Source organism: Demequina maris (assembly GCF_000971155.1).
Classification (GTDB): Bacteria; Actinomycetota; Actinomycetes; order Actinomycetales; family Demequinaceae; genus Demequina; species Demequina maris.
In genome coordinates this window covers 135,780-161,877 of record NZ_BBLX01000004.1, presented here as the reverse complement: position 1 = coordinate 161,877, position 26,098 = coordinate 135,780, and the positions used below count along the sequence as shown (strand labels likewise).

The 26,098-nt window shown below is 72.7% G+C and carries 31 protein-coding genes; 10 read left to right on the top strand and 21 right to left on the bottom strand.

Annotation, left to right across the window (positions count from 1 at the left end; genetic code table 11):
- Nucleotide 1: 1 nt before the first annotated feature.
- Nucleotides 2–403: a class Ib ribonucleoside-diphosphate reductase assembly flavoprotein NrdI gene (gene nrdI / locus AOM02_RS06500; protein WP_062297924.1), complete on the bottom strand. Its 402-nt coding sequence runs from the start codon at nt 401–403 to the stop codon at nt 2–4.
- A gap of 12 nt (nt 404–415) precedes the next feature.
- Nucleotides 416–652: a glutaredoxin-like protein NrdH gene (nrdH, locus tag AOM02_RS06495; protein ID WP_062291240.1), complete on the bottom strand. Its 237-nt coding sequence runs from the start codon at nt 650–652 to the stop codon at nt 416–418.
- A 287-nt stretch (nt 653–939) separates the two neighbouring features.
- Between nrdH and AOM02_RS06490 the strand changes: the two genes are divergently transcribed.
- The 5 genes from AOM02_RS06490 to pgi all read left to right on the top strand — a co-directional run bounded on the left by AOM02_RS06490 (nt 940) and on the right by pgi (nt 5,368).
- On the top strand, nt 940–2,373 hold the full coding sequence (locus AOM02_RS06490; protein WP_062297922.1) for an amidohydrolase family protein: 1,434 nt from the start codon (nt 940–942) through the stop codon (nt 2,371–2,373).
- Between the two features lie 115 nt (nt 2,374–2,488).
- Entirely contained in the window at nt 2,489–2,797 is a 309-nt protein-coding gene (locus AOM02_RS06485) for a hypothetical protein (protein WP_062297920.1), read from the top strand.
- A gap of 13 nt (nt 2,798–2,810) precedes the next feature.
- A complete protein-coding gene (locus tag AOM02_RS06480) occupies nt 2,811–3,089 on the top strand; it encodes a hypothetical protein (protein WP_062297917.1) in 279 nt (92 codons plus the stop codon).
- Between the two features lie 131 nt (nt 3,090–3,220).
- On the top strand, nt 3,221–3,565 hold the full coding sequence (locus AOM02_RS06475) for a carboxymuconolactone decarboxylase family protein (protein ID WP_062297915.1): 345 nt from the start codon (nt 3,221–3,223) through the stop codon (nt 3,563–3,565).
- 123 nt (nt 3,566–3,688) lie between these two features.
- Nucleotides 3,689–5,368: a glucose-6-phosphate isomerase gene (pgi, locus tag AOM02_RS06470; RefSeq protein WP_062297912.1), complete on the top strand. Its 1,680-nt coding sequence runs from the start codon at nt 3,689–3,691 to the stop codon at nt 5,366–5,368.
- Between the two features lie 68 nt (nt 5,369–5,436).
- Here pgi and AOM02_RS06465 read toward each other — a convergent pair whose 3' ends face one another.
- From AOM02_RS06465 to AOM02_RS06445, 5 genes are all read right to left on the bottom strand, one after another.
- Entirely contained in the window at nt 5,437–5,649 is a 213-nt protein-coding gene (locus AOM02_RS06465; protein WP_062297910.1) for a helix-turn-helix domain-containing protein, read from the bottom strand.
- Nucleotides 5,649–6,125 carry a DUF2975 domain-containing protein gene (locus AOM02_RS06460; protein WP_062297908.1) on the bottom strand — a complete coding sequence of 159 codons (477 nt, stop codon included), beginning with the start codon at nt 6,123–6,125 and terminating at the stop codon, nt 5,649–5,651. The genes AOM02_RS06465 and AOM02_RS06460 overlap by 1 nt, the downstream gene beginning before the upstream one ends.
- Nucleotides 6,126–6,181: 56 nt before the next feature.
- On the bottom strand, nt 6,182–6,832 hold the full coding sequence (locus AOM02_RS06455) for a DsbA family oxidoreductase (RefSeq protein WP_228373789.1): 651 nt from the start codon (nt 6,830–6,832) through the stop codon (nt 6,182–6,184).
- Nucleotides 6,833–6,932: 100 nt separating this feature from the next.
- Nucleotides 6,933–7,253: a hydroxyisourate hydrolase gene (uraH, locus tag AOM02_RS06450; RefSeq protein ID WP_062297906.1), complete on the bottom strand. Its 321-nt coding sequence runs from the start codon at nt 7,251–7,253 to the stop codon at nt 6,933–6,935.
- Nucleotides 7,250–7,726, bottom strand: a complete 477-nt coding sequence (locus tag AOM02_RS06445; protein WP_062297904.1) for a 2-oxo-4-hydroxy-4-carboxy-5-ureidoimidazoline decarboxylase — start codon at nt 7,724–7,726, stop codon at nt 7,250–7,252. The genes uraH and AOM02_RS06445 overlap by 4 nt, the downstream gene beginning before the upstream one ends.
- A 23-nt stretch (nt 7,727–7,749) precedes the next feature.
- Between AOM02_RS06445 and AOM02_RS06440 the strand changes: the two genes are divergently transcribed.
- Complete coding sequence (locus AOM02_RS06440; RefSeq protein WP_062297901.1) at nt 7,750–8,310, top strand: nucleotidyltransferase family protein; 561 nt, start codon at nt 7,750–7,752, stop codon at nt 8,308–8,310.
- A gap of 12 nt (nt 8,311–8,322) precedes the next feature.
- Here AOM02_RS06440 and AOM02_RS06435 read toward each other — a convergent pair whose 3' ends face one another.
- The 7 genes from AOM02_RS06435 to AOM02_RS06405 all read right to left on the bottom strand — a co-directional run bounded on the left by AOM02_RS06435 (nt 8,323) and on the right by AOM02_RS06405 (nt 15,653).
- Nucleotides 8,323–9,171 (bottom strand): PhzF family phenazine biosynthesis protein, encoded by an 849-nt coding sequence (locus AOM02_RS06435; RefSeq protein ID WP_062297899.1) that lies wholly within the window; start codon nt 9,169–9,171, stop codon nt 8,323–8,325.
- Nucleotides 9,172–9,295: 124 nt separating this feature from the next.
- Nucleotides 9,296–9,499 (bottom strand): hypothetical protein, encoded by a 204-nt coding sequence (locus AOM02_RS06430; protein ID WP_062297897.1) that lies wholly within the window; start codon nt 9,497–9,499, stop codon nt 9,296–9,298.
- 234 nt (nt 9,500–9,733) lie between these two features.
- Nucleotides 9,734–10,444, bottom strand: a complete 711-nt coding sequence (locus AOM02_RS06425; RefSeq protein ID WP_062297894.1) for a TetR/AcrR family transcriptional regulator — start codon at nt 10,442–10,444, stop codon at nt 9,734–9,736.
- Complete coding sequence (locus AOM02_RS06420; RefSeq protein ID WP_062297892.1) at nt 10,444–11,736, bottom strand: allantoate amidohydrolase; 1,293 nt, start codon at nt 11,734–11,736, stop codon at nt 10,444–10,446. Before AOM02_RS06420 ends, AOM02_RS06425 begins: the two co-directional genes overlap by 1 nt.
- Complete coding sequence (locus AOM02_RS06415) at nt 11,733–12,959, bottom strand: pyridoxal-phosphate-dependent aminotransferase family protein (RefSeq protein ID WP_062297889.1); 1,227 nt, start codon at nt 12,957–12,959, stop codon at nt 11,733–11,735. The genes AOM02_RS06420 and AOM02_RS06415 overlap by 4 nt, the downstream gene beginning before the upstream one ends.
- A gap of 28 nt (nt 12,960–12,987) precedes the next feature.
- The gene (locus tag AOM02_RS06410) at nt 12,988–14,568 is read right to left on the bottom strand and encodes an AtzH-like domain-containing protein (RefSeq protein WP_228373788.1); all 1,581 of its coding nucleotides are present in this window, start codon (nt 14,566–14,568) and stop codon (nt 12,988–12,990) included.
- A complete protein-coding gene (locus AOM02_RS06405) occupies nt 14,565–15,653 on the bottom strand; it encodes an acetamidase/formamidase family protein (protein ID WP_062297886.1) in 1,089 nt (362 codons plus the stop codon). Before AOM02_RS06405 ends, AOM02_RS06410 begins: the two co-directional genes overlap by 4 nt.
- A 128-nt stretch (nt 15,654–15,781) precedes the next feature.
- Here AOM02_RS06405 and AOM02_RS06400 point away from each other — a divergent pair, with 128 nt between their 5' ends.
- A complete protein-coding gene (locus tag AOM02_RS06400) occupies nt 15,782–16,474 on the top strand; it encodes a YoaK family protein (protein WP_062298149.1) in 693 nt (230 codons plus the stop codon).
- A 284-nt stretch (nt 16,475–16,758) separates the two neighbouring features.
- Nucleotides 16,759–17,205, top strand: coding sequence for an Hsp20/alpha crystallin family protein (locus AOM02_RS06395; protein WP_062297884.1), 447 nt, complete (start codon nt 16,759–16,761; stop codon nt 17,203–17,205).
- Nucleotides 17,206–17,259: 54 nt separating this feature from the next.
- Here the strand turns inward: AOM02_RS06395 and AOM02_RS06390 are convergent, their stop codons facing one another.
- Nucleotides 17,260–17,853 carry a gamma carbonic anhydrase family protein gene (locus AOM02_RS06390; RefSeq protein ID WP_062297881.1) on the bottom strand — a complete coding sequence of 198 codons (594 nt, stop codon included), beginning with the start codon at nt 17,851–17,853 and terminating at the stop codon, nt 17,260–17,262.
- A 92-nt stretch (nt 17,854–17,945) separates the two neighbouring features.
- Complete coding sequence (locus AOM02_RS06385; protein ID WP_062297879.1) at nt 17,946–19,019, bottom strand: SDR family NAD(P)-dependent oxidoreductase; 1,074 nt, start codon at nt 19,017–19,019, stop codon at nt 17,946–17,948.
- Nucleotides 19,020–19,231: 212 nt separating this feature from the next.
- Here AOM02_RS06385 and AOM02_RS06380 point away from each other — a divergent pair, with 212 nt between their 5' ends.
- On the top strand, nt 19,232–19,798 hold the full coding sequence (locus AOM02_RS06380) for a TetR family transcriptional regulator (protein ID WP_062297876.1): 567 nt from the start codon (nt 19,232–19,234) through the stop codon (nt 19,796–19,798).
- Here the strand turns inward: AOM02_RS06380 and AOM02_RS06375 are convergent.
- The 4 genes from AOM02_RS06375 to AOM02_RS06360 form a co-directional block, all read right to left on the bottom strand.
- Nucleotides 19,795–20,835, bottom strand: coding sequence for a LacI family DNA-binding transcriptional regulator (locus AOM02_RS06375; RefSeq protein WP_062297874.1), 1,041 nt, complete (start codon nt 20,833–20,835; stop codon nt 19,795–19,797). The two genes, AOM02_RS06380 and AOM02_RS06375, sit on opposite strands and share 4 nt — an antisense overlap.
- Nucleotides 20,836–20,891: 56 nt before the next feature.
- The gene (locus AOM02_RS06370; RefSeq protein ID WP_082099575.1) at nt 20,892–21,710 is read right to left on the bottom strand and encodes a carbohydrate ABC transporter permease; all 819 of its coding nucleotides are present in this window, start codon (nt 21,708–21,710) and stop codon (nt 20,892–20,894) included.
- 56 nt (nt 21,711–21,766) lie between these two features.
- Nucleotides 21,767–22,774: a carbohydrate ABC transporter permease gene (locus AOM02_RS06365; RefSeq protein ID WP_062297869.1), complete on the bottom strand. Its 1,008-nt coding sequence runs from the start codon at nt 22,772–22,774 to the stop codon at nt 21,767–21,769.
- Between the two features lie 82 nt (nt 22,775–22,856).
- Nucleotides 22,857–24,188 (bottom strand): ABC transporter substrate-binding protein, encoded by a 1,332-nt coding sequence (locus AOM02_RS06360; protein WP_062297867.1) that lies wholly within the window; start codon nt 24,186–24,188, stop codon nt 22,857–22,859.
- Nucleotides 24,189–24,438: 250 nt separating this feature from the next.
- Here AOM02_RS06360 and AOM02_RS06355 point away from each other — a divergent pair, with 250 nt between their 5' ends.
- Entirely contained in the window at nt 24,439–24,867 is a 429-nt protein-coding gene (locus AOM02_RS06355) for a hypothetical protein (RefSeq protein ID WP_156156119.1), read from the top strand.
- On the opposite strand, the gene mnmA is transcribed toward AOM02_RS06355, so the two are convergent.
- Nucleotides 24,868–25,944 carry a tRNA 2-thiouridine(34) synthase MnmA gene (gene mnmA / locus AOM02_RS06350; protein WP_062297862.1) on the bottom strand — a complete coding sequence of 359 codons (1,077 nt, stop codon included), beginning with the start codon at nt 25,942–25,944 and terminating at the stop codon, nt 24,868–24,870. It lies immediately after the preceding gene.
- Nucleotides 25,945–26,098 lie beyond the last annotated feature (154 nt).

The following is a 26,098-nucleotide window of genomic DNA, read 5'->3' as shown; positions in this document are numbered from 1 at the left end:
ATCACTGTTGCTTCCACAGCACATCCAATCCGTTGCGGACGGCGTCCACGTCGTCCTGCGTTCCGAAGAGTTCGAACTTGAACAGGTGCGGCACCTTGCACTTCTGGGCGACGATGTCGCCGGCGATGCAGTAGGCCGAACCGAAGTTGGTGTTGCCCGCGCTGATCACTCCCCTGATGAGCGAGCGGTTGTGCTCGTCGTTCAGGAACTTGATGACCTGCTTGGGCACGGCGCCGCGGTCATTGCCGCCGCCGTAGGTGGGGACGACGAGCACGTAGGGCTCGTCGACCTTGAGGGGCTCGTCCGTGGAGTACAGCGGGATCCGATCCGCCGGCACGCCCAGCTTCTGGACGAAGCGGTGGGTGTTGCCGGAGGTGGAGCTGAAGTAGACGAGCGAGGCCATGCGGCGGAGTGCTTAGGAGGCGGCCCGCTCGGCGAGGGCGGCGATGCGGTCGGGCTGGAAGCCGGACCAGTGCTCGTCGCCGGCGATGACCACGGGGGCCTGCAGGTAGCCGAGCTTCATGACGGTGTCGTAGGCGTCCTGGTCCTCGGTGACGTCGAAGATCTGGAACTCGAGGTCGGCGCGCTCGAGCGCCTTCTTGGTGGCCGTGCACTGCACGCAGGCGGGCTTCGAGTAGACCGAGATCGTCATGGGGACGTCCTTTCGAGAGACGAAACGTGAGACAGCAAGCGCCACTATATATGGGGCCTGCTCCCGAGTGCCACCACTAGATGGTGTGTTTCATCCACAGTTTTCCCCACATTTTTCCCACAACGGGGCACGCTGCCTGTGGGTAGCCGGGCGCGCCGCGCGCGACACGCCGGGACAACCTGTGGACAGAGGCCCGCGCTCCCGAAACGCCGCCGAAACGGGCGCGGTCTACGGTGACGGGATACGTCCTCCGCGCACGGGTGGGCGCTGGGGGAGGTTTCACAGGGATGGCAGAACCGGCAATGGCCGCCGCGCACGAGCTCCGCGTGTTCCGCGCGCACGTGTTCCACATCGCGGGCGCGCCCGCGCAGACCGACGTGGCCTCCCATCTCGTGTCGCTGCCGGACGGCGCTCTGGTGGTCGACGCGGAGGGCATGATCGCGTGGATCGGGCCGTGGGACTCGCTGCCCGCGGACTACGCCGACGCCCCGGTCACCCGTGCCGACTACCTGCTGCCCGGCTTCGTCGACGCGCACGTCCACTTCCCGCAGTCGTACGCGACGGCGGCGCACGGCGGCGGCCAGCTCCTCGAGTGGCTCGACCACTGCATCTTCCCCACCGAGTCGCGCTTCGCGGACCCCGACTTCGCCGACCGCGCCGCGCGCTACTTCACGCGCCGCCGCATCGCCGCGGGCACCACGGCCGCGATGGTCTTCGGCTCGGCCTTCCCCGTCGCGCAGGACGCGCTCTACCGGCAGACCCTGGCCGCGGGGCTGCGGGTGGTGTCCGGCCGCGGCGTGCAGACCGTGGGGCCGCCCGCCGCATCGTCCCTCCTCACGTCCGAGGAGAAGGCCATCGAGCTGGTCGCCGACGAGATCGACCGCTGGCACGCCGTGGACACGGGCGACCCGTGCTCGGCGCTCGTGCAGGTCGCGATCGTGCCCCGCTTCTCGCTGTCGGTGACGCAGCGCACGCTGGCCGCGATGGGCGAGCTGTACGAGGAGGCGCAGCTCCACGGCGTCTACTTCCACTCGCACCTCAACGAGAACAACCGCAAGGGCGACGGCGAGATCGCCGCCGTGCTCGGGTCCTACGGGGTCGAGGCGTACCTCGACACGTACGACGGGCGTTTCCTGCCCGGCTCGCGGATGGGAGGCCGGTCGCTGCTGGGCCGCCGGTCGTCCCTCGCGCACGCGGTGCACTGCCAGCCGCGCGAGCTCGCGCGCATGGCGGAGACGGGCACCTCGATCGCGCACTGCCCCACCTCGCAGCTGTTCCTGGGCTCGGGGACGATGCCGTGGCGGGCCACCGTGGAGACGGGGGTCAACGTGGCGCTGGGCTCGGACATCGGCGCCGGCGACGAGTGGCTGATCTCGCGCGTGGCCGGCGACGCGTACAAGGTCCACATCTCCGAGTTCGGGGACGCGGGCACCGCGCTGCACCCGGCCGAGCTGCTGTTCGCGGCGACGCTGGCGGGCGCGCGGGCGCTCGACATGGAGCACGCGTTCGGCAACCTCGACGCAGGCAAGGACGCCGACTTCCTGCTGATCGACACGTCCCGCTGGGAGCCGCTCGAGGGGATGCTCTCGATGGGGATCCGGTCCGACGACGAGGAGCAGGCGACGCTCGAGGAGCTGTTCACGCTGCTCGTCGGGCTGCGCCAGCCGGCGATCGCCGGGGTGTTCGTGCAGGGTCGGCAGGCGGTCGCGCCGGAGCTGTAGCGCTCCCCCGCCCCGCGACCCCGCGAAGTGGTAGACCACTGTCGGTTCCGCGGCATCTCTGCGCGCCAGGGGTAGGCCATTGTCGTCACGCCTGGTCTGCGACTAGTTTCGAGCCATGCATCCGACGGCGAAGCGCTGCGCCCAGTGGGCGGCCGGGCTCGTGCTCGTCGGCACCGCCGCGATCGTCTTCGGCACCGAGCTCCTGATCCGCGCCTCCGAGCACCTCGGGCAGAACGGCGCCCTCGCGTTCTGGCTGCTCGACTACGTGATCGGCGGGATCCGACTGTTCGCCGTGCCGATCGCCGCCGCCCTGGTGGCCGCGGCCGTGATCATCCAGGCGGTCGCGCCGGCCCGCGCGGCCGCCCGCCCGACAGCCGAGCCGGAGACCGGCGCACCCGAGGCCGGGGAGCCCCTCGCACCGTGAGAGGATTCCCGCCATGGCTGTGGTGGGTGACCGGATCGCGGAGCGCGCCGCCGACGACTTCGGCCGCTCCGCCCCGCGCGTGGTGAGCGCGCTCGAGCGGCTCCGCGTGAGCCCGAGCGCCGACCCCGAGCGCATCCAGGCCGCCGTCCTCATCGCCGCCCGCGGCGACCTCACCCTGCTCGACGACGCGCTCGAGCACGCGCGGGAGGACCACCGCGACCTGCTCGACCGCGCGGGGCTCGCGGGCGACGACTGGCGCGAGCGGCTGGACGCCGCGCTCGGCCACGGCTGAGCCCCGAGGCCCACGCCGCATCGTCCCGGACCAAGGTCCCGAGCCTGATCGGCACCTGCTTCCTAGCGTGGAACCGGGTCCCCGAGCCCGGCAACGCCGCCGGGCGTCCACTGTCGGAAGGACGCGGGACCATGAACCACTTCGAGCACTACGACGACGTGATGTGCGGGATCGGCGCGCTGGGCGATCACATCCCCGGCACCATCAAGGGCTTCTTCAACCTCCATCACGCCGCGCTCGAGGACGGCGCGCTCACCAAGAGCGAGAAGGAGCTCATCGCCCTCGCGATCGCGATCGCGGTGCGCTGCGGCGGCTGCATCACGTGCCACGTCAAGGACGCGCTCTCGGCGGGCGCCACGCCGGAGCAGATCTACGAGACCATCGGCGTCGCGATCCTCATGGGCGGCGGCCCCGCCGCGGTGTACGGCAACGAGGCGCGCAAGGCCGTCGAGGAGTTCGTCGGCGCGGCCGTCTGAGCCCAGCGGCGGGGCGGCCGGTCGTGAGGGAGGCCGCCGCCTCGCCGCCCGCCCGCCCGGGTGGGGACCTCCGCCGCCCCAGGTCCCGGGCGCATCGCCCCCGATCGGACTAGCCTGGCAACCGTGACTGCACCCATCGATCCCACGACCACGTCCGCCTGGGCCGAGCTCGAGGCCCTCCACGCATCGTTCACCCCGGATCTCCGCGGGTGGTTCGCCGCCGACGCCTCGCGCGTCGAGCGCTTCTCGCTCCCCCTCGCCGACCTCCACGTCGACCTGTCGAAGAACCTCGTCACCGACGAGATCCTCGCCTCCCTGGTCAAGCTGGCCGAGGAGACCGGCGTCGCCGCGCGCTACTCGGCGATGCTCGCGGGCGAGCACATCAACACCACCGAGGACCGTGCCGTCCTCCACACCGCGCTGCGCCGCCCCGCCGGCGCCTCCCCCGCGCTCGAGGTCGACGGCCAGGACGTCGACAAGGATGTCCAGGACGTCCTCGGCGCGATCGACGCCTTCGCCGCGCGCGTCCGCTCGGGCGAGTGGAAGGGCGTGACCGGCAAGTCGGTGACGCACATCGTCAACATCGGCATCGGCGGCTCGGACCTGGGTCCCGTCATGGTCTACGAGGCGCTCGAGCCGTACGCGACCGCGGGCATCGAGGCGCGCTTCGTGTCCAACATCGACCCCACCGACATGGGCCAGAAGGTCAAGGGCCTCGACCCCGAGACCACCCTGTTCATCGTCGCGTCGAAGACCTTCACCACCCTCGAGACGCTCACCAACGCGCGCCTCGCCCGCGACTGGCTGTGGGACTCGCTCGCCGAGGCCGGCGTCCCCGTCGCGACCGACGCCGAGAAGGACGATGCGGTCGCGCACCACTTCGTCGCCGTCTCGACCGCGCTCGACAAGGTCGCGGCCTTCGGCATCGACCCGACCAACGCCTTCGGCTTCTGGGACTGGGTGGGCGGCCGCTACTCGGTCGACTCGGCGATCGGCCTGTCGCTCGCGATCGCGCTCGGCCCGGACGTGTTCCGCGAGCTGCTCGCCGGCTTCCACGCCGTCGACACGCACGTCGCGGAGACGCCGCTCGAGAAGAACGTGCCCGTCCTCATGGGCCTGCTCAACGTCTGGTACTGCAACTTCCTGGGCTCGCAGTCGCACGCCGTGCTGCCGTACGCGCAGCAGCTGCACCGCTTCCCGGCGTACCTGCAGCAGCTCACGATGGAGTCCAACGGCAAGTCGGTCCGCTGGGACGGCTCGCCCGTCACCACCGACACCGGAGAGATCTTCTGGGGCGAGCCCGGCACCAACGGCCAGCACGCGTTCTACCAGCTCATCCACCAGGGCACGCGGCTCATCCCGGCGGACTTCATCGCCGTCGTGAACCCGGCCTACCCGCTCGAGGACGGCGGCCAGGACGTCCACGCGCTGTTCCTCGCGAACTTCCTCGCGCAGACCAAGGCGCTCGCCTTCGGCAAGACCGCGGAGGAGGTCGAGGCGGAGGGCACCACCGGCGCGCTCGTCCCCGCCCGCACGTTCGCGGGCAACAAGCCGACCACGTCGATCTTCGCGCCGTCGCTCACCCCGTCCGTGGTGGGCCAGCTCATCGCGCTGTACGAGCACATCACCTTCACGCAGTCCGTGGTGTGGGGCATCAACGCCTTCGACCAGTGGGGCGTGGAGCTGGGCAAGAAGCTCGCACTCGAGATCGCCCCGGCGATCGAGGGGGACGATGCGGCGCTCGCCTCGCAGGACGCGTCCACCCAGGCGCTCATCGCCTACTACCGGGCGAACCGCGCCTGACCTCAGGCATGGCGGAGGGGGTCGGCCCGTCGGGCCGGCCCCCTTTCGCCGTCTGCGGGGACGATGCGTCAGGCGCCGTCCGGCTCCCACCGCAGGAGGTCGCCCGGCTGGCAGTCCAGCACCTCGCAGATGCGTTCCAGGGTGGAGAAGCGGATCGCCTTCGCGCGGCCGTTCTTGAGGACGGCGACGTTCGCGGGCGACAGGCCCACGGCGGCGGCGAACTCGCCGACCGGCATCTTGCGGCGCGCGAGCATCACGTCGAGGTCGACGACGACGGGCATCAGATGACCTCCGCGAGCTCGGCGCGGTCGGCGATGGCGGCGACGAGCAGCCCGCGCATCACGAGCATGAGGAGCACGAACGTGCCGCCGGCCACGAGGGAGCCCACGAGTCCCAGCGCCACCCCGGGCGCATGGAAGCCCACGATGACCCAGGTGTTCGCGGCCGTCGCCACCACGATGCCGGTGGCGATCGCGCCGCACCAGATGATCGCGTCGACCCAGCGCAGCGCACGCCCGCTGTAGATCCGACCGCTCGCCACCATGGCGAGCAGCGCCCAGATGGCGACGACCGCCGCCTGGACGCACGCGATCGTGGCGATGCCGGCGATCGAGTACGGCACCTCGAGGCCGACGAACCAGGGGTCCTCGGCGCCGTTCGCCTGCGCCATGAGCACCACGAGGACCTGGCCGAGGACGGATCCGACGAGGACGAGCACGAGCAGGGCGCGGAGCCCGTTGATGACGACGGAGTTCACCTCTCGATAATCGAGAGATTTCTGTTGATTGTCAATCGGCGGAGGCCGGTGCGCGGCTAGACGGTCGCGGCCTCCCGGGCCTCGCGCGCCTTCTGCAGCGCCAGCTCGAAGGTCGACACCGGCTGCGCTCCCGAGATCGCGAAGGCGTTGTCGAACACGAAGAACGGCACCCCGCTCGCGCCGTACGCGGCGGCCTGCACGATGTCCGCCTCGACGGCCTCCGCGTACGCGTCCGACGAGACCACGGCGCGCGCCTCCGCCTCGTCCAGGCCCGCCTCGGCGGCGAGACGCACGAGCGTGTCCGCGTCGTCCATCAGCGCGCCCTCGGTGAACTGCGCCTGCATGAACCGGTCCTTGAGCGCCGGGCCCAGGCCGCGCTCGTGCGCGAGGTGCAGGAGCCGGTGGGCGTCACGCGTGTTCGCGGTCATGTACCTGTCGAAGCGGTACTCGATGCCCGCCTCGGCGCCCAGGCCCTCGAGACGCGCGTTCATCTCGAGGACCTTGTCGACGGTGGTGCTGAACTTCTCCGCGAGCGCCTCCGAGTGAGGACGGTTGACGCCCGTCGGCTGGGAGGGGTCGAGCTGGAAGCTGCGGTAGCGGATGGACACGTCCTCGCCCGACGCGGCGACCGCCTCCTCGAGGCGGCGCTTGCCGAGGTAGCACCACGGGCACGCGATGTCGGACCAGATGTCGATCTCGATAGTCATGCCGCAAGAACGTACACGAGCCCGCCGCGATTCCTGACACGTCAACTACCCGGGCGTGCGCGGGAGGCGGCGCTGTCGGGGCGGAGCGAGGAGGGCGGGCTCAGGACCCGCGGTAGGTCGAGTAGCCGAACGGGCTCAGCAGCAGCGGCACGTGATAGTGCGGGTCGCCGTCGACGCCGAAGGCGATGCGCACCTCGGGGTAGAACGTCGCGACGCCGTGGTCGGCGAACCACTCCCCCGTCGCGAACACCAGCTGGTAGGTGCCCTCGTGCAGGCGGTCCGGGCCGAGCGTCGAGATACGCCCGTCGGCGTCCGTGACGCCGGTCGCGAGCTCCTCGGTGCCGCGCAGCAGCCGCACGTGGATCCCCGCGGCGGGGCGTCCGTGCACCGAGTCGAGCACGTGGGTGGTGACGTGGCTCATGCCGCCTCCTCGCCGTACGTCGTGCGCAGCCTCAGCAGCGCGATGCCGCGCAGCTGGTCCGCCACCTCGGCGAGCTCGGCCGCGTCGTCGTTCTCGAGCCTACGCTCGATCTCCCCCACGATCTCCTCGCGCGAGCGCCCCGCCGCGCGGATGAGGAACACGCGACCGAACCGGGCCTCGTAGTCCGCGTTGAGCGCCGCGAGCCGGGCCGCGAGCGCCTCGTCGGGCGAGGCCGAGGCCCGCTGCTCGGAGCGCGAGAACCTGGCCTCCGCATCGTCCCCCTCGCGACGCTCGCCGATGCGGGGGTGGGCGGACAGCGCCTCGTCGATCTCCGCGGGCGTGAGCGGGGTGCCGGCGGACACCGCCGCGCGCTCGAGCTCGAGCATCGTGGCGTACGCGCGGCCGGACAGGGCGTCGGCCCAGCGGGCGACGTTGAGGCATGCGAGAAGGTCGTCTCGCCGGGGCTCGATCATGGTTCCTCCCTAGGATGAACAGCATGGCAGAGAGGCTGGTCGGCGTGGTGCTCGCAGCGGGGGCCGGCACGCGCTTCGGTGGACCGAAGGCCCTGGCACGGGACGATGCGGGGGCCTGGCTCCCGCGCGCCTGCACCCTGCTCGCGGACGCGGGCTGCGAACCGGTGGTCGCGGTGCTCGGCGCGGGCGCCGACGAGGCGCGGCATCTGCTGCCCAAGGGCGCCCACGGCGTGGTCGCGGAGGCGTGGCACGAGGGCATCGGCTCGAGCCTGCGAGCGGGCATCGAGATCGCCCGGGCCGCGCACGCGGACGCGGTGCTCGTGACGCTCGTGGACCTGCCCGCGCTCGCCCCCGAGGCCGTGGCGCGGGTCGCGGAGCGCTTCACCGGGGACCCGCGCGTGCTCGCGCGCGCGGTCGACGGCGGCGTGCCGGGCCACCCGGTGCTGGTGGGCGCGGCCCACCTGGGGCCGCTGCTCGCGACGGTGGGCGGCGAGCGGGGCGCGGCGCACTACCTCGCCGGGCACCACGCGGAGGAGGTCGACTGCACCGGCCTCGGCGCCGCCTCGGACGTCGACGCGCACTGAGCAGACGGTGCCTCAGGCCTCGATCGTGCCGCTGATGGCGACCTCGGTCGCGCCGCCGATCCACAGCTCGCCGTCCGCGGCCTCGACCGCGATGCGCCCGGCACGCCCGATCGCGGTGCCCTGGGCCGCCGTGTAGGGCGCGCGCAGCACGCCGGCGGCGGTGAGCCACTGCGCGAGCGACGCGTTGAGGCTCCCGGTCACGGGGTCCTCCGCCATCGGCGTGCCGGCGTCGTACATGAAGGCGCGCACCTCGAGAGCGACGCCGTCGGCCCGTCCCGCGGCGGGACCGGCGACCCCGTAGAAGCCCCGCTCGGAGCGCGCGCCGGCGTCGGGCGCGACCGCGAGCACGCGGTCGGCGTCGGCGAGCAGCAGCCCCATCCAGCCCGGGCCGTTGTCGACCCACGCGGCGTCGACGATCTCGTCGCGGCGCAGTCGCAGCCGCGCGCACGCCTCGTCGAGGTCGGCGTCGGACACCGGTCCTGACCTTCTCAGGGCCGGGGCCGCGAAGGCGAACCGGTCGCCGTCGACGCGGATCGGCACGAGGCCGACGCCGCACTCCTGCACCAGCGCGCCGGCGTCCCGCGGCACGCCGCCCGCGTCGAGCCACGCGCGTGCGGTGCCGAGCGTGGGATGCCCGGCGAAGGGAAGCTCCTCCGCGACGGTGAAGATCCGCACGCGGTAGTCGGCCGCGGGGTCGGTGGGCGGCAGGACGAACGTCGTCTCCGACAGGTTCGTCCACCGCGCGATGCGGGCCATGTCGGCGTCGGTGAGGCCATCGGCGTCGAGGACGACCGCGACCGGGTTGCCGGTGAAGGGGCCGGAGCCGAACACGTCGACCTGGCGGAAGGGATGGGTGGTCATGCCCGCGAGCGTAGGCGGGGCGCACGGCGCGGCGACAGGTCCGCCGTCGCTCCGGGTGGCACCGGGACGGCCGTGCCGGACGGGGCGAGGGCGGCCCCGCTGATCGCGGGGCCGCCCTCGCGCGTCACTGACCCGACATCGGCGACAGGTTGTCGTCGAAGGTCAGCGTCGGGATGTCGACGACGTCGCCGGAGACCGACGACGGGGTGTTCGAGCCGCTCGAGGCGACGATGGCGATCCAGACGACCGCCGCGATGATGGCGACCGCAGCCAGGCCGACCATGATGCGGATCCGGGTGTGATGCTGCTCCGCGTGCGTGTCTGCCATGTCCGTCTCCCGGGGACTTGCGCCGTGTGGCGCGGGCAGGGGCCGAAGGCGGGGAGGCGTGCGCCGCGGGCGCCTGCGGGGTCGGGCGACCACGTCCGGCCCGGCACTCGTGCCCGCACTCCCCCTCGAAGGCCCGGGCCCGTGGGGCCCGGCCTGATCCGAGAGCGCTGCTCTCGTTGCGCAATTCGACGCTACGCCCGCCCGGGAGGCATCGAAAGCCCCCAGAAATGGGGGTCAGCCGTCGGCGACGTCCCCGCGCCGGCCCCAGCCGTGGACCTGCGCCATCGTGGGCTGCGACACGTGGAACGGCATCGGCGGCACCTCGATGTCCGCCAGGTCCCGCCCGTCCGCGCTCGCGTGCGCGGGCGCGAGCCCGCGCCGGCCGAGCGCGAGGTGGCGGCGCCACCCGAAGTCGGTCGCGGGCGTCGCCTCGGCGGCGAGGGTGCCCGCGGTGAGCGCCAGGGTGGTGAGATCCGTCGTGAGGACGTCGGACGCGAGCAGGCCCGCGGCCTGCCCGTCCGCGACGAGCGCCCGCACGCCGATCACGCCCCGCGGGTCCACCGGCCGTCCCGGACGGAGCCGGGACCCCCGGGCGGCGAGCTGCGAGTAGGAACGATGCGCCGCGATCGCCGCGACCATCGCGTCGAAGAACGCGTCGAGCCGGGTCGCGATGTCCGGATGCGCCGCCTCGAGCGCCACGATCGTGGCGGCCTCCACGTCCGCGGCGGCGGCCTCGTAGAGCTCGGCCAGCAGGTCGTCGCGGCTCGCGAAGTGACGGTAGAGCGTCGCCTCCCCCACACCGGCCCGCACGGCCACGACGCCGAGCGGCGTGTCGATGCCGGTCTCGTCGAACACGGCGAACGCGGCGTCGATGAGCCGGGCATGGTTGGCGCGGTAGTCGCCCCGCTCGGCGCGGGGGCGTCGAGCGGTCGCGGACTCGGCCATCACGACACCGTAGCGGCTCCCTGCCGGTGCGCGATAGAGAGCACCGCCGCCTCGAAGGCGTCGATCGCGAGCGCGACGTCCTCGACGGTGACGGTCTCGTCGGGGTGATGGCTGATGCCGCCGTTGCCGTTGCGGACGAAGAGCATGGCGTACGGCGTGAGCGACGCGATCGCCATCGCGTCGTGGCCCGCCTTCGACTGGACCTCCATCGCCTCGGGCTCGCCCGTGACCGCGCGGATGCCGTGCTCGACGGCCTCGCTGAGCCTCCGCTCGGAGGAGGTGGCCGGGGCCACGTGCCGCAGCGTCTCGGTGAACTGGAGCCGGCGGCGCCCCGCGGCCTCGACCGCGCGGGCGCGCATCCGCTCCCACGCGCCGTCGCGCTGCGCGTCCGAGGCGGCGCGCACGTCGAGCGAGAGCTCGGCGCGCCCCGGGATGACGTTCGCGGCGCCCGGCTCGACCCGCATCTCCCCGACCGTGCCGACCACCCCCTCGGTGAGGGCCACCTGCTCGACCGCGAGCGCCGTCTCGGCCGCGCCGAGCAGCGCGTCGCGGCGGTGGAGCATGGGGACGCCGCCGGCGTGGCCGGCCTGCCCCTCCATGACGAGGTCGAACCGCTTGGCGCCCATGATCCCGGACACGACGCCGAGGGGCCGGCCGGCGTCGAGCAGCAGCGGGCCCTGCTCGATGTGCGCCTCGAGGTAGCCGATCACGGCGGCGGGGTCGAGCGCCGCCGCGGTGACCCGGTCCGGGTCGAGGCCGAACGCGCTATAGGCGTCCCGCATCGTCACCCCGTCGTCGTCCGTCAGGTCGAGCCACTCCTCGTCGAAGGTGCCCGCGACGGCGAACGAGCCGAGCAGCGTGCGCCCGAAGCGCACGCCCTCCTCGTCCGCGAAGCCCAGCACCTCGAGCCCGAACGGCAGCCGCACCCCGTGCTCGCTGAGGCGCTCCACGACCGCGATCGCGATCATCACGCCGAGGATCCCGTCGTAGCGGCCCGCGTCCGGCACCGTGTCGAGGTGCGAGCCGAGCAGGAGCACCGGGGCGTGCGGGCCCTCGCCCGGGTACGAGCCGCGCGCGTTGCCCGCCTCGTCCTGCCACGCGCGCATGCCCGCGGCCTCGATCCACTCGGCGACCTGGGCGTTGGCCCGCGCGTGCTCGGGCGACAGGTAGACGCGCTCGATGCCGCCCTCCATCGAGGAGATGCCGGCGAGCACGTCGCAGCGGCGCAGCGCCTCGCGCGCGTCCGCGAGCGCGGCCTCGGACGGGCCCTTCGCGCGCGATCGGCGGCTCATGCGGCGGCCCCGTACACGTCGTACGCGGCCTCGACGCCCCCGCCCGCCGGCAGCGCGACGCCCTGACGGCGCAGCACGGCCTCGAGGGCCGCGAGCGTCGCGAGGACCGCATCGGTCCGCGCGTTCCATCCCATGGTGCCGATGCGCCACACGCGCCCCGCGAGCGGCCCGAACGAGGTGCCGATCTCGATCCCGAAGTCGCGCAGCAGCGATCCGCGCACGGCCTCGCCGTCGACTCCCTCCGGGATCTCGACCGCGACGATGTTCGCCATCCGGTGCGCGCGGTCGCCGTAGACGGTCAGGCCGAGGCCCTCGACGCCGGCGAGCATGGCCCGGCCGTGCAGGTCGTGCCGCACCTGGTACGCGTCGAGCCCCTCCTCGAGCACGAGGCGGGCGCACTCGCGCGCGCCGTAGAGCATCGTCGTGGCCTCGGTGTGGTGGTTGAGGCGCCGGGGCGACCAGTAGTCGAAGATCATCGCGAGGTCGAAGTAGTTCGAGCGGATCGGGTGCGCGACCGCGGGGTCGCCGGGCTCGCGGATGCCGGCCTCGATGCTGCGGCGCGACTCGATCACCTCGACGGCGCGCGGCGAGAACGTCGCCGGGGCCGAGCCCGAGGGCCCGTTGAGGCACTTCTGCAGGCCCGCGGTCGCGGCGTCGACGCCCCACGCGTCCGTGGGGAACGGGTTGCCGCCCAACGTCGCGGTGACGTCCGCGTAGAGCAGGCAGTCGAAGCGGTCGCACAGCTCGCGCAGCCCCTCGAAGGGCTGGCGCATCGTGGTCGAGGTGTCGCCGTGCACCATCGCGAGCACCTTCGGGCGGGCGCGCTCCATCGCGGCCGCGATGGCCTCGAGCGGCACCACCTCGCCCCACGGCGCGTCGACGGTGTGCACCTCGGCGCCGCATCGTCCCGCGATCTCGACGAGCAGGTGGCCGAAGCGGCCCATCACCGGCACGAGGACGCGGTCGCCGGGCTCGAGGAGCGACACCAGCGCCGCCTCGATCGCGCCGCGCGCGGTGGAGTCGATGAGCAGCGTGTGCGCGTTCGCGGTCGCGAAGACGCCGCGGTAGAGGTCCTGCACCTCGCCCATCGCGTCGGTCATGAAGGGGTCGTACTGCCCGACCAGCTGCGCCGACATCGCCTGCAGCACGCGCGGGTGCGCCGAGATGGGGCCGGGCCCCATGAGCAGGCGCGCGGGCGGGTCGATCGGGCCTGGCAGGGACATCGGGGCCTCCCCGGAATGTTGATGTGGCTTACACAGTCTGCCCGAGCGATGTTTCGCCCGGATTGCGCACCGCGGCCTCGAGCGCGAGCCCCGCCTCGACCAGCGCGAGGTCCGATCCGCGCGGCCCGACCAGGCACAGGCCCACCGGCCCGTCGGGGGTGTCGAGCAGCGGCACGGAGAGCGCGGGGCGGCCGGTGAGGCCCGCGATCGCGGTGATCGACAGGGTCGCGCGGCGGCGCGACTCGAGCTCGGCGTCGCTCGCGTCGAGCCGCGGGGCGGACGATGCGGCGGCCGGGACGATCAGGATGCCGTCGCCGAGCTCGAGGTCGAGGCGGGCGGCGAGCAGCCCCGCGTCGGCGAGCGCGTGCTCCTCCTGCTCGGGCGTGACGTCGCGGGCGAGGTCGAAGCGCTCCTGGACGTCGGGCGCGAGCACGCCGGGGTGCGACTCGACCCATGCCCCGTCGCTGCGCCACGCCTCGGCCTGCTGCGTCACGCGGAACGCGGTGAGCAGGTCGTCGAGCGCGGGCACGTCGACAGGGCACACCCGCAGCCCGGTGGCGGCGAGGGCGGCCAGCGCGGCGTCGAAGGCGTCGCGGACGCCCGCGCCGCAGGACATCATCACGGCGGGCGCCGCGAGGAACGCGCCCGAGCCGGGGACCGCGTCGGCGCCGGCGAGCCCCACGGCCGCCACCCGGCGCATCGTCTCTCCGTCGCGGGTGAGCCAGCCGGCGGTGTCGTAGCGCGGCGCGAGCGGCCACACGTGCTCGAGGCTCACGGCGCCGTGGGTCGGGCGCAGGCCCCACAGGCCCATGTAGGAGGCGGGCACGCGGATCGAGCCGGCGGTGTCGCTGCCGAGGCCGATGCTGGCCTGGCCGAGCGCGACCGCGGCGGCGGGGCCGGAGCTCGAGCCGCCCGGGATCGCGCCGGGCAAGGCGGGGTTGGGCGGGGTGCCGTAGTCGGGGTTGAGGCCCGCGATGGAGTAGGCGAACTGGTCGGTCTGTGCGATGCCGACGACATCCGCGCCGGCGTCGAGCAGCGCCTGCACGGCCGGCGCGCTCGCGTCCTCGACGGGCGCCTCGGCCAGGAACGCGCGCACGCCGACGCCGATGCGGTGGCCGGCCACCGCGAACAGGTCCTTGACGGCGACGGTCTCGCCCGCGAGCGGGCCCTCGCCCGCGCCGGCGACGAGCGGCGCGCCGACCGCGCGCCACACCCGGGTGTCGAACGCCGGCGCGGGGGCGGTGACGTGCGCGGCGGCGATCCGCCACGCGCCGTCGTCCGCGCGGCGCCACAGCTGGGTGACGAGGCCGCGGCCGCCTCCCAACGGGACGTTGACGGTGGTGACGTGCGCCGCATCGTCCCCCGCGAGGTGGACGCGCAGCTCGGCGACCTCGCGGGCTCCCGCGCCGCCGCGGCGGGCGCGGAAGCCGGCGATGCGGGCGTGGCCCGTGAGGAGGCCGTTGCGGTCGCCGCGGACGGTGTCGGCGCCGCGCTCGAAGAAGTCGGCGAGCGCGTCGAGGTCGTCGGCGACCAGCGCCTCCTCGTACGCGAGCACCGCCTCGACCAGGCCCTCGGGCGCGGGCGCGCCCCCCTCGATGCGAACCCTCACCTGACCCCCTCGAAGTCGGCGCGACGGATGCGGGCATGGACGCCCGTGACCAGGTCGACGACCTGGGAGATCTCGAAGTCGGTGGCGGCCGACAGGTACGCGTACGCGAGGTGCGGCGCCATCCCGTAGCGCGCGCCGAGCAGCGCGATGGCCTGACGGACGCACGCGCGCATGGCCTCGTCGAGGTCCGCGTCGAGCCCGGTGGGCATGAGGTGGGTCGCGTCGGCCGCGAGGGGCGTGACGAGGGCGCCGAACTCGCGCGCCGCGTCCGTCGCGTCGAGCACGTCGAGGCGGATCCGCGCGCGCAGCGACGCCTCGAGCGCGGTCAGGGCGACCTCGCCGTTGCCCTGCGCGAAGTGCGGGTCGCCCACGTACGCGAGCGCGCCGGGCACCTGCACCGGGATATAGAGCGTCGCGCCGGCGGTGAGGTGGCGGATGTCGATGTTGCCGCCGTGCGGACCGGGCGGGACCGAATGGGCCGCCTCGTCGGTGTCGGTGGCGACGCCCATGATGCCGAGGAAGGGGGCGAGCGGGAACGACACCGTGCGCTCGCCGCCCTCGGTGAGCGGCAGGCGACCGCGCCACTCGCCGTGCTCGTCGGGCGCGATGGGGGTGAAGACCGAGACGTCGGCGGGGCCGGCGGGCATCTCCCCCGGCAGCGCCCCGCGGCCGTGCCGGTTCGAGATGACGCCGTAAGGAACGCGCGGGGTGGCGTCGAGCAGCGTCATCGCGAGGAGGTCGCCCGGGCGCGCGCCGCGCACCTCGATGGGTCCGGTCACCACGTGCGGTCCGTCCGCGGCGGTGCGCGCGCCGGTCGCGGCGATCGCGATGGCGTCCTCGAGCACGTCCTCGGGGGCAACCCCGTGCCCGGCGAAGAACGCGGCCGGGTCCGAGCCCTGGTCCGGGAGGAGGCCCTCGTGGCTGACGGTGTCGACGGTGAGCGCGGCGCCGGGGTCCACGGTGAGGACGGGAGCGTCGCCGCACTTGGGCAGCCGGCCCCAACGCACGGCGCCCGGCTCCGCGGGGAGGTAGACCGCATCGTCCACGCGCGCGCCGGGCTGGAGTGTGCCCTGGTAGTCGCCCACGCGACCTCCCCTCGGTGCGCGCTGAACGGCGTGCCCTAGTCTTGGGCCGAGACTACAGCCGCCCCGGGACGTGGCCTCGGAGCCCGGACCGGGGCCTCACGCCTTCCGGAGGTCCCGTGCTCGACCGCATGCGCCGCAACCCGTCCAGCGCCCACCTGGGCCTCATGCTCGCGCTGACGTTCTCCACGGGGATCATCGACGCCGTCGGCTACCTGGGCCTCGACCGCGTCTTCACCGGCAACATGACCGGCAACGTCGTCATCCTCGGCATGGGTCTCGCGGGCGACACCGGGCTGCCCGTCCTCGGCCCGCTGATCGCGCTCGCCGGCTTCATGGGCGGCGCGGCGGCGGGCGGGCGCGCGCTGCGGGGCGCCGAGGACGCATGGACCGCGCGCCACACCGTGCTGTTCGCGGTGGTGGGCATCGTCATCGCGCTGGCCGCGGTGCCCGCGTCCGTGGTCGAGGAGCCCGGCGAGCTGCTGCAGTACGCGATCACGCTCGGGCTGGGCGCCGCGATGGGCTGCCAGGCCGCGGTCGCGCGCCACGTCGCGGTCAAGGACGTCACCACGGTGGTGGTCACCTCGACGATCACGGGCCTGGCGTCGGACTCGGTGCTGGGCAAGGGCGGCGGCCAGCCGTGGAAGCGCCGCGCGGGCGCGATCGTGCTGATCGGCGCGGGCGCGCTCACGGGCGCGCTGCTGCTCAAGCTCCACATCGGGGCGGGCATGGCGCTGTCGGCGATCATCACCCTCGTGGTCGCGTGGCTCGGCCACGTGTCGCACCCCAGCCGCCTCGCGCGCCTGCCCTACGACCAGGTCTGAGCGCCTCCCGGCTCCGGCCCCACCGGCCCCGGCGACCCGGCGACCCGCCTGCAGGACCCTCGCCCGAACGATCCGTCAGGCGTGCCGGAACCGACCCACCAGTCGGATCGATCGTCCGACGATCCGCCGTCCGGGAACCGCCAGAAGATCACTCTGCCAGGTGCGACGCTGAGACTTGAGCGGATCACGCTCAAGTCCTATCATGAAGGCGGAGCGCCACGATGCGCTCGCCCGCGAGGGCGCCATCCCACGCGGGCCGACAGCCCCCTGAAGGAGGTCAGATCATGGCACGAGAGGTTCTCCGTCGCTCCGTTCCGGCCAGCGCCGCCACGCCGTGGCCGGACGAGTTCCAGCGCCTCGTCCAGCAGTTCTTCGGCGACACGGACACGTCGCTCGCCGGCGCCTTCTCCCCCGCCCTCGACGTCGAGGAGACCGAGGACGGGTACACGATGCACGTCGAGCTCCCGGGCGTGAAGCCCGACGAGGTGGACGTGTCCCTCGAGGAGAACGTGCTCACCGTCTCCGGTGAGAGGAACTTCTACGAGGAGAAGAACGCGGAGGGCTTCCGCCGCGTGGAGCGTCGATTCGGACGCTTCCACCGCGCGGTGCGCCTGCCCGACCGCGTCGACCCGGACCACGTCAAGGCGACCTACAAGGACGGCCTGCTGACCGTCACGGTCCCGAAGTCCGAGGCCGCCAAGCCGCGCCGCATCGAGGTCGGCACCGACTGACCCGGCACGACGCACGAGGGCCCGGGAGGCCTCGCCTCCCGGGCCCTCGCACGCTCAGCCGATGATCTCGTCGTCCGCGTGCGCGCCGTAAAACTCGCTCTGGCCCCGCAGCAGCTCGCGCATGCTCGTCTCGCGCTCGACGCCGTAGACCGTGCCGGTGAAGTCGAGCTGCTGCTGGATCGCCCATACCTCCTCGTGGCGGTCGGGCGGCAGCATCGTCGCGGGGGTGCCGACGGCGATCCACCCGATCGGCACGATCGCGCCCTGGTGGATCCGGGTGTTGACCTGCACCACGGCGCGGATGCGCACCTCGCAGCCGTGCTCGAGGACGGCACCCGGGAACAGCGCCGCGCCGGTCGCGACGAAGCACTCGTCGCCCACGACGGCGCCGTTCACGTGCACATGCGGCCCGAGCACGACCGCGTCGCCGATGCGCACGTCGTGCCCCTTGCGGGCCTTGACCACGGCGTTCTCCATCACCACGGTGTCCTCGCCGACGACGACGCGCCCGTCCTCGGCGGTCAGGACCGCGCCGTGCAGCACGCGCACCCCCGGGCCCAGGACGACGTCGCCGCACACCACGGCGGTAGGTGCCACGGTGGCGGTCGGATCGATGGTCGGGGACTTCCCACGATGCGTGACGATCATGGGCCCCATCGTAGGGAGGCACCCGGACGATGCACGAGGGCCCCGGGGAGCGCACGCTCCCCGGGGCCCTGGCGCCATACGCGAGCTCCGGCTCAGATGGCGGCCCACCCGCCGTCCGACGGCAGGATCACGCCGTTGAGGTTCACGCCGTCGTCGCTCAGCAGGAAGCAGATCGACGCCGCGAGCTGGTCGGCCGAGACCGGCGCGGGCAGGATCGCCATCGCCTGCTCGATGCGCTCCTGGCCGAGCTCCGAGTCGAAGCGCGCCTCGATGTTGGTGATGACCGGTCCGGGCGAGACCGCGTTGACGCGGATGCCGCTCGGCGCGTACATGAACGACGTGCTCTTGGTGATGCCGACGACCGCGTGCTTCGACGCGGTGTACGCGACGCCTGCGGCGGAGCCGCGCAGGCCCGCCTCGGACGCGATGTTCACGATCGAGCCGCGACGTGCGGGCACCATGCGCTTGAGGACGGCCCGGCTGAGGCGCATGAGCCCCTCGACGTTGACCGCGAACACCCGCTCCCAGACCTCGTCGGAGACCTCGTGCAGCGGGGTCATGTTGTCCATGATCCCGGCGACGTTGGCGAGCGCGTCGATGCGGTCGCCCGCAGCCTCGAGCACGCGCGCGATGTCGTCCTCCTTGGTCACGTCGGCCGTCACGACGGTGATGTCGAGGCCGTCGTGCTCGGCCGCGAACTCCTTCAGTCGCGGCTCGGAGATGTCGAGGGCGATGACGCGGCCGCCCTCGCGGGCGACGCGCGACGCGGTGGCGCGGCCGATGCCGGATCCCGCCCCGGTCACGACCACCGTCTGGCCGGTGAAGCGGCCCTCGGTGATGCGCTCCTCCCACTCGGGTGCCTCGTCGGCGTCCACCTCGGCGACGGCAGCCTCGGGGGCCGCGGGCGCCTCGGCGACGGGGGCGCCGCCGGCGGCCACGCGCCGCTCGGTCTCGGCGATCATCCCGTCGAGCATCTCCTGCGAGAAGCGTCCGCCGCTGATCTTGATGAGCTTGTTCATGGAGAAGCGCTTGACGGGGCCGAGCGCGCGCTCGGTCTGGCCGCCCTGCGCGAGCATCTCGCGCATGACCTGACCGCCGACAGGGTGGGCGAGCCAGTCGGCGACCTTGGTGTCTCCGGTGGGGAGGGAGGGGACGGTGGTGGGCATGGGGATTCCTTTCCTCGGGCGCGGGTCACGTGGGGCGTGGGGCGCCGATGCGCCGCTCGCGCCGTGTTCGCCGGGGTCGAACCAGGCCGGGTCGCGCCGCCGGGCGACGCGCGAGACGGGCCGTGCCACACCCTCGAGCCATCCCCATCGCGCTCCCAGACCAGGAATTCCGGACAACCTTGTCCGGTAGCTTCACCCTATACATTCGACGCATGGCGACAAAGTCGAACCGCGGGCCCGGAGCGGCCGCCGAGAACAGGGCGGCGCTCGTCGCGGCGGCGCGCGACGTGTTCGCGGAGCAGGGCGTCGACGGTCCCATCTCGGCGGTGGCCCGACGGGCGGGGGTGGGCCAGGCGAGCCTGTACCGCCACTTCCCCTCGCGCGAGGAGCTCGCGTTCGCGGTCTTCGACGAGAACCTGGCCGCGATCGAGCGGCTCGCGGCCGATCCCGCCACGACGCTGCGCGACCTCACGGACCTCATCACGCACCAGATCGAGGGCACGGCGGCCGTGATCACCTACTTCGCGCGCGAGGACGATCCTCAGTTGCGCGGGCTCGAGGACCGCATGGCGGCGGCCCTCGCCCCCAAGGTCGACGCGGCGCGCGCGAGCGGCACGCTCGCCGACGCGACGACGGTGGCGGACGTGCTCCTGGCGGTCGGCATGCTCGCGGCGCTCGTCGCGCGGGTGCCGGCCGACCGCCGGCACGCGCGCGTCGAGGACGCGTGGGCCCTGGTGATGCGCGGCCTCGGCCCGGGGGCGCCGCGCGAGCGGTCCTAGGCGGACTCGCGCACCACGAGCTCGGTGGGCAGGATGAGCTCGCGCGCGACGTCGGGCGCACCGGCGAGCACCTTGATGAGGATGTCCGCCATGTGCCAGCCCATCTCGTGCGACGGCTGGCGGACCGTGGTGAGCGGGACACCCGCCGTGAGCGCCGCCGCGCTGTCGTCGAAGCCGACCACCGCGACGTCCTCGGGGATGCGGATGCCGCGGTCGAGCAGCACCGGGATCGCGCCCGCGGCCATGAGGTCGGACGCGACGAAGACGCCGTCGACGCGCTCGCGTCCCTCGAGCATCTCGCGCATCGCGCTGGTGCCGCCGAACATCGTGAAGTCGCCGTCGACCACGGGTCCGGCCGCGACGCCGGCCTCGTCGAGCGCCTGGCGCCAGCCGGTGACACGGTCGATCGAGCTCTGCATGGTGAGCGGGCCCGCGATGAGACCGATGCGGCGGCAGCCCCGCTCGATGAGCCGGCGTGTCGCGGTCGCCGCGCCCGCGACGTTGTCGACGTCGACGACGTAGGTGTCGAGCCCGGAGACCGACGGCCGGCCGCCGAAGACCACCGGCAGCGCCTCCGTGATGCGCCGCAGGAACCGGTCGCTGGTGTGGTGGGACACGACGATGGCGCCGTCGACGGCGCCGCCGCCGAGGTAGCGCATCGTCTTCCCGCTCGGCTCGTGGTTGGCGATCATGAGGTTGAGGACGTAGTCGGAGTCCTCGAGGCGGGCGTCGATGCCCGCGACGATGTCCGCGAAGAACAGGTCGCCGAAGAACCGGTTGACGTCCTCGGGCGCGACCAGCGCGATGGCCTGCGACTGCTGGCTCACGAGCGAGCGGGCCGCGCGGTTGGGGACGTAGCCGAGCTCCTGCACCGCGCGGCGCACGGCGTCGGCGATGGGCGCCGAGACCGACGTCGAGCCGTTGACCACGCGCGACACGGTCGCGCGCGAGACGCCCGCCCGGGCCGCGACGAGCTCGAGCGTGGGCGCCGGGTGGCGACCGGGGGCGGTCACCTGGGGATCCTCATCGGCGGGCATGAGGCCATCCTTGCGGAGATGGCCCCATGCCGGCCGACGACGCGCGGCATGGCCGCCTAGCCCTTCACCGCCCCCGCCATGATGCCGGAGACGAGCTGACGCCCGGCGAACATGAACAGGAGGAGCAGCGGCACCGTTGCCAGCAGCACGCCCGCGAGGACCAGGGAGTAGTCGACGAAGTAGTTCGCCTGCAGGATCGACAGCGACACCGGCAGCGTCGGGTTCTTCGAGTCGAGCACGATGTACGGCCACATGAAGTTGTTCCACGACGTCACGAACGTGAAGAGGAACAGCATCGCCGCGGCCGGTCGCGCGGCCGGCAGGCCCACGTGCCAGAAGGTGCGGATCATCGAGCACCCGTCCACGCGTGCCGCCTCGATGAGCTCCGTCGGCAGCGCCTGCGAGATGTACTGGGTCATCCAGAACACGCCGAAGGCGGTCACGAGGCCCGGGATGATGACCGCGCCGATGCTGCCGGTCCAGCCGAACTTCTGCATGAGGATGTACAGCGGCACGACGCCGAGCTGGACGGGCACCGCCATGGTCGCGACGACCGCGATGAGGAGCGGGCCCGAGCCCTTGAAGCGCAGCTTCGCGAACGCGTAGCCGGCGAGCGTCGACAGGACGACCGTCGACACCGCCATCGTCGTGGAGACGATGATCGAGTTGCTGAGCGCCTTCCAGAAGTTGACCGCGGGGTTGTTGATGACGGTCGCGGCGTTCTCGAGGAAGTTGCCGCCGGGCCACCACGACATGTTCGGGTCGTTGATGGTGAAGCGGTCGCCCGAGGCGATGAGGAACGACCAGTAGAACGGGAAGACCGACGCGATCAGGAAGACCGCGAGCGAGGCGTAGACGAACCAGCCGGGCCGCATCGTCGAGACGGCGCTCGCGCCCGTCTTCTTGCGCTTGAGGGGGTTGGCGATGGCGGTCACTTGGTCACCTTCTTCGGCTTCTTCGGCTTGGCGGCGGTGTCGCTCGCGATGAACCGCCTGGTGACGGCGAAGTTCAGCAGGCCGAACGCGACGATGATGAGGAACAGGATCCAGGCGACGGCGGCCGCGCGGCCGAAGTTGAACTCGCCCCAACCCATGTTGTAGAGGTACAGCGTGATGGTCTCCCACTGATGGTTGGAGCCACCGCGGCCGTTGGTGTCGTACATGCGCGGCTCGTCGAAGATCTGCAGGCCGCCGATGGTCGACGTGATGATGACGAAGATCATCGTGGGGCGGATCTGCGGCAGCGTCACGGAGAAGAAGCGGCGCATCGTGCCCGCGCCGTCGATCGCCGCGGCCTCGTAGAGGTCGCGCGGGATGGCCTGCATCGCGGCGAGCAGGATCAGCGCGTTGTAGCCGGTCCAGCGGAAGTTCACCATGGTGGCGATCGCGAAGTGGCTCGGGATCACGTCGACGTGCCAGCGGATGCTGTCGAGGCCGAGGTCGTTGAGCAGCGAGTTGATGAGGCCGTACTTGTCGCCGAACATGTTCGAGAAGATCAGCGCGACCGCGACGGGCGCGACGACGTACGGGAGCAGGACGCCCATGCGCCAGAAGGTCTTGGCGCGGATGTTCTTGTCAAGCATCGCGGCGATGAACGTGGCGACGATGATCTGCGGCAGCGACGACAGCACGAAGATCGAGAAGGTGTTGCGCAGCGACAGCCAGAACTCGCGGTCCTGCAGCACGAAGGCGAAGTTGTCGAAGCCGGTGAACGTGCCGGTGTTGCGCACGAGGTCCCAGTCCTGGAACGAGATGACCGCGGTGTAGACGATCGGGAACAGCCCGACCAGCGCGAAGACGATCCAGAACGGCGAGATGTAGAGGTACGGCGAGAGCTTGACGTCCCAGCGTCCGAGACGCTGCCGCCAGGTGAGCGGCGCGCGCCCGCGCGGGGCGCCGGGGGGCGTCGGGGCCTCGGTCTGAGGCTGAGTGGTGGTCATGAGGTGGTTCCCCTGGTCGTGACGGTCGGTGCGACGGGTGCGGGCCGCCTCCCGTGGGAGACGGCCCGCACCGGACTGGCTATCAGCCGATCGCGTTGACGTCGGACTCGAACTGCTTCCAGGACTCCTCGGCGGACATGGTGCCCTCGTCCACGCGGCGGAGCGCGTTCACCATGGCGTCGTTGACCTCGAAGTAGTGGGGGCCCTTGTACGGGGCGACCGTCACGGCGGCGGCGCGCTCCGAGTAGATCTCACCGGCCGGCGCGTCGTTGAAGAACGCGCGGGTGTAGGACGTCACGGCGTCCGAGGCCGCGGCCTCCTCCGAGCTCGGGAAGGCGCCGACGTTCTCGAACGCCTTGGCCTGCTGCTCGGGAGCGGTCAGCCACGCGGCGAGCTCGGCGGCCGCCTCGACGTTCTCGCCACCGGCCGGGACGGTCAGGTACGAGCCGCCCCAGTTGCCGCCGCCGTTCGGGAAGGCGTTGGCGATGTCCCAGTTGCCGTCGGGGGCGTTGCCCTCGATGACACCGAGCATCCAGGACGGGCAGGGCATCGCGGCGAAGTCGCCGTTGGCCATGCCGGCCGCCCAGTCGTCGCCCCACTGCTGGAGGCCGGCGGACAGGCCCGCGTCGGACGCCGCGGTGAGGGTGTCGTAGATGTCCTTCACCTCGGGGTTGTCCAGGGCGATGATCTCGTCCGTGGCCGGGTCCTCGTAGGGCGCCTCGAGCTGGCCGATCATGGCCTGCAGCACGGCGGCGTTCTCCTCGTAGAAGCCCTTGCCGGTCGCGTCCGAGTACTGCTTCGCCAGGTCGAAGAAGTTGTCCCAGTCGCCGTCGATGGCGGCCGACATCGCGTCGCGCGAGGCGTCCATGCCCGCGGCCTCGATGGCGTCGACGTTGTAGCAGATCGACTCGGGGCCGATGTCGGTGCCGTAGCCGATGAGGCGGCCGTCGGCGTCCGTGGCGGCGTCGACCTTCCACTGCAGCCAGTTGCCGTCGAGCTCGGGGTTGGTGAGGTCCGCGAGGAGGTCCGAGTACTGCATGGCCTCGGGCAGCCAGTCGACCTCGATCGCCTCGACGTCGGCGAGACCGCCGGGGCCGAGCTTGGTGAAGAAGTTCTCGCGGGCGGTGTTCGAGGTGTCCGCGACGTTGTAGACGATGGTGACGTTGGGGTGCAGCTCCTGGTACTCCGCGATGAGGTCGTACGCGTAGTCCGCGCCGCCCTCGGAGTCGGCCGAGTAGCCGAACTGGTTGAAGGTCGCGAGGGTCAGGGTGACAGGCTCGTCCATGGAGCCGCCCGCGGCGGCCGAGTCCGACGACTCCGGCTCGCTGGACGACCCGCACCCGGCGAGCGCGATGGCGAGGGTTGCCGCTCCGGCGGCGAACCCGAGGGTGGTCTTGCGGCGTGAGAGGCTCACGTTCACTCCTTTGTGTCCGTACTGCTGGCGGTGATCGTGAGAGCGCTCTCCCTGTGAGAGCGCTCTCTCGCATCGGCTTCAAAGTATTGCTCCGGGCGGGGCGTGTCAAACCGTTTCGACAGCGGGTTGGCATTCGTGGCCGAAACGTTACGAATCCGTGATGAGGCCGCGCGCGGGGACGATGCGGGGGTGGCCGGATCGTGACCGGGCGCCCCTGGCGCCACGCCCCGGCACGCGCCAGGATGACCTCATGAAACGTGCCTTAGCAGGGGTGATCCTGCTCGCGCTGGCGGGCTGCGGCGCGCATGACACGGGTGACCTCGACGCACCCGGCAGCCCCGTCGCGCGCTACGACTGGGACCCCGCGGACGGGGGCGAAGCGGCGCTGTTGGAGGGCGTGCTGGAGCTGCACGACGGCTGCGTGTACGTCGTCGGCGGCGGGGACGCGGCGGGCATGACGACCGTGCCCGTGTTCCCCCGCGCGCTCACGTCATGGGACGCCGAGGCCCAGGTGCTCACGTATGCGGGCCGCGACTATGCGATGGGCGACGAGGTCTCGGCGGGCGGGGGCTGGGGCCCGCCCAACGAGGACATGACGATCCCGGAGGGATGCGAGCCGGACGCGTGGGGCGAGGTCATGCACGTCCAGGACGTGGACCTCGAGCCCTACGCGGGCTGATCAGCGGGCGATGGTCGCCTGGCCGAGCACGCGTGACCCCTGGTAGACCACCAGGGACTGGCCCGCGGCGACCCCGCGCATCGGCTCCTCGAGCACGACCGTGAGCAGCGCATCGTCCCGCGTCGCGGTGCCCGGGACAGGCGTGCCGTGGGCGCGCACCTGCACCTCGACGGCGGTGGCCTCGCGGGCCGGCACGTCGTCGGCGAGCCACACGACGTCCTCGCCGGTCAGGGTGCGCACGCTGAGCAGGGTCTCGGGCCCGACGGTGACGACGTTGCGGGCGGTGTCGATCCCGGTGACGTAGCGGGGGGCGCCGTCGGCGGCCGGGCGCGGCAGCCGCAGGCCCTTGCGCTGGCCGACGGTGAACGCGTAGGCGCCCTCGTGCGCGCCGACGACCTCGCCCGTCTCGTCGACGATGTCGCCGGGCCGCTCCCCCAGCTCGCGGGCGAGGAAGCCCTTGGTGTCGCCGTCGGCGACGAAGCAGATGTCGTACGAGTCGGGCTTGTTCGACACCCCGAGCCCGCGCGCGACGGCCTCGGCCCGCACCTCGGCCTTCGACGCGACGGTGCCGAGCGGGAACATCGCGCGGGCGAGCCGCTCGGCGCCCATGACGGCGAGCACGTACGACTGGTCCTTTGCGGCGTCGGCGGCGCGGTGGAGCTCGCGCCCGCCGTCGTCGCGGACGTCGATGCGCGCGTAGTGGCCGGTGCAGACCGCGTCGAAGCCCAGCGCGATGCCGCGCTCGAGCAACGTGTCGAACTTGATGTGCTCGTTGCAGCGCACGCACGGGTTGGGGGTGCGGCCGGCCGCGTACTCGGACAGGAAGTCGGCGACGACGGTGTCGTGGAACTCGTCGCTCAGGTCCCACACGTAGTACGGGATGCCCAGCTTGTCGGCGGCCCGGCGCGCGTCGTTCGCGTCCTCGATGCTGCAGCAGCCGCGCGAGCCGGTGCGGTGCTCGGCGCGGCTGCGCGAGAGCGCCATGTGCACGCCGACGACGTCGTGGCCGGAGTCCTTCGCGCGCGCGGCCGCGACGGCGGAGTCGACCCCGCCGGACAGGGCGGCGAGCACGCGCATGGGGACCTCCCGGATTCGGACCCGTCAAGTGTACGGGGGCGCTGCACGGCCCCTCCCGCCCGCCTCCTCGCCCCCGCCTCGCCGTCGGATCCATCGGCGATCGATCCTCCCAGCGGGTCGGAACCAGCACGGGGGAAGGACCGATGCGGTGACG

Excerpts from the sequence above, each read along its gene's own strand:
- nrdI (WP_062297924.1), bottom strand. The coding sequence starts at position 403 with ATGGCCTCGCTCGTCTACTTCAGCTCCACCTCCGGCAACACCCACCGC.
- nrdH (WP_062291240.1), bottom strand. The coding sequence starts at position 652 with ATGACGATCTCGGTCTACTCGAAGCCCGCCTGCGTGCAGTGCACGGCC.
- AOM02_RS06490 (WP_062297922.1), top strand. The coding sequence starts at position 940 with ATGGCAGAACCGGCAATGGCCGCCGCGCACGAGCTCCGCGTGTTCCGC.
- AOM02_RS06485 (WP_062297920.1), top strand. The coding sequence starts at position 2,489 with ATGCATCCGACGGCGAAGCGCTGCGCCCAGTGGGCGGCCGGGCTCGTG.
- AOM02_RS06480 (WP_062297917.1), top strand. The coding sequence starts at position 2,811 with ATGGCTGTGGTGGGTGACCGGATCGCGGAGCGCGCCGCCGACGACTTC.
- AOM02_RS06475 (WP_062297915.1), top strand. The coding sequence starts at position 3,221 with ATGAACCACTTCGAGCACTACGACGACGTGATGTGCGGGATCGGCGCG.
- AOM02_RS06465 (WP_062297910.1), bottom strand. The coding sequence starts at position 5,649 with ATGCCCGTCGTCGTCGACCTCGACGTGATGCTCGCGCGCCGCAAGATG.
- AOM02_RS06455 (WP_228373789.1), bottom strand. The coding sequence starts at position 6,832 with ATGACTATCGAGATCGACATCTGGTCCGACATCGCGTGCCCGTGGTGC.
- uraH (WP_062297906.1), bottom strand. The coding sequence starts at position 7,253 with ATGAGCCACGTCACCACCCACGTGCTCGACTCGGTGCACGGACGCCCC.
- AOM02_RS06445 (WP_062297904.1), bottom strand. The coding sequence starts at position 7,726 with ATGATCGAGCCCCGGCGAGACGACCTTCTCGCATGCCTCAACGTCGCC.
- AOM02_RS06440 (WP_062297901.1), top strand. The coding sequence starts at position 7,750 with ATGGCAGAGAGGCTGGTCGGCGTGGTGCTCGCAGCGGGGGCCGGCACG.
- AOM02_RS06435 (WP_062297899.1), bottom strand. The coding sequence starts at position 9,171 with ATGACCACCCATCCCTTCCGCCAGGTCGACGTGTTCGGCTCCGGCCCC.
- AOM02_RS06430 (WP_062297897.1), bottom strand. The coding sequence starts at position 9,499 with ATGGCAGACACGCACGCGGAGCAGCATCACACCCGGATCCGCATCATG.
- AOM02_RS06425 (WP_062297894.1), bottom strand. The coding sequence starts at position 10,444 with ATGGCCGAGTCCGCGACCGCTCGACGCCCCCGCGCCGAGCGGGGCGAC.
- AOM02_RS06420 (WP_062297892.1), bottom strand. The coding sequence starts at position 11,736 with ATGAGCCGCCGATCGCGCGCGAAGGGCCCGTCCGAGGCCGCGCTCGCG.
- AOM02_RS06415 (WP_062297889.1), bottom strand. The coding sequence starts at position 12,959 with ATGTCCCTGCCAGGCCCGATCGACCCGCCCGCGCGCCTGCTCATGGGG.
- AOM02_RS06400 (WP_062298149.1), top strand. The coding sequence starts at position 15,782 with ATGCGCCGCAACCCGTCCAGCGCCCACCTGGGCCTCATGCTCGCGCTG.
- AOM02_RS06395 (WP_062297884.1), top strand. The coding sequence starts at position 16,759 with ATGGCACGAGAGGTTCTCCGTCGCTCCGTTCCGGCCAGCGCCGCCACG.
- AOM02_RS06390 (WP_062297881.1), bottom strand. The coding sequence starts at position 17,853 with ATGATCGTCACGCATCGTGGGAAGTCCCCGACCATCGATCCGACCGCC.
- AOM02_RS06385 (WP_062297879.1), bottom strand. The coding sequence starts at position 19,019 with ATGCCCACCACCGTCCCCTCCCTCCCCACCGGAGACACCAAGGTCGCC.
- AOM02_RS06380 (WP_062297876.1), top strand. The coding sequence starts at position 19,232 with ATGGCGACAAAGTCGAACCGCGGGCCCGGAGCGGCCGCCGAGAACAGG.
- AOM02_RS06375 (WP_062297874.1), bottom strand. The coding sequence starts at position 20,835 with ATGCCCGCCGATGAGGATCCCCAGGTGACCGCCCCCGGTCGCCACCCG.
- AOM02_RS06370 (WP_082099575.1), bottom strand. The coding sequence starts at position 21,710 with ATGCGGCCCGGCTGGTTCGTCTACGCCTCGCTCGCGGTCTTCCTGATC.
- AOM02_RS06365 (WP_062297869.1), bottom strand. The coding sequence starts at position 22,774 with ATGACCACCACTCAGCCTCAGACCGAGGCCCCGACGCCCCCCGGCGCC.
- AOM02_RS06355 (WP_156156119.1), top strand. The coding sequence starts at position 24,439 with ATGAAACGTGCCTTAGCAGGGGTGATCCTGCTCGCGCTGGCGGGCTGC.
- mnmA (WP_062297862.1), bottom strand. The coding sequence starts at position 25,944 with ATGCGCGTGCTCGCCGCCCTGTCCGGCGGGGTCGACTCCGCCGTCGCG.